The sequence below is a fragment of the Methylobacterium sp. J-077 genome, assembly GCF_022829365.1.
GTDB lineage: Bacteria > Pseudomonadota > Alphaproteobacteria > Rhizobiales > Beijerinckiaceae > Methylobacterium.
The window spans coordinates 1-307 of sequence record NZ_JAKSYJ010000176.1; the positions used below are offsets into that span (position 1 = coordinate 1).

The window sequence follows — 307 nt, forward strand, 5'->3', positions numbered from 1 at the left end:
CCAGCCCTCCCGCCGCAGCAGGATGTGCAGCCGTCGGTAGCCGTAGCGGACCCGTGCGGCAGCGAACTCCTTCAGCCGCATCCGCAGTGCCACCTGCGGGTTGGAGCGCTTCCTGTAACGCTGGGACGAGTGGCCGAAACCGGTGGCCTGGCAGGCCCGACGCTCGCCGATGTCGTAGGCCACCTGCAGGTGACCGGCGACCTCGCGGCGAGCCTCACCACTTTCGCTTGAGCACGTCCTGCAGCATCGAGCGGTCCAGCGTCAGGTCGGCGACCAGCCGTTTCAGCTTGCTGTTCTCATCCTCCAA

The 307-nt window shown here is 67.4% G+C and carries 1 pseudogene; it reads right to left on the reverse strand.

Features of this window, described 5'->3' with window-relative positions:
• A pseudogene (locus MKL11_RS21940) lies at nucleotides 1–307 on the reverse strand (IS3 family transposase); the annotation flags it as partial.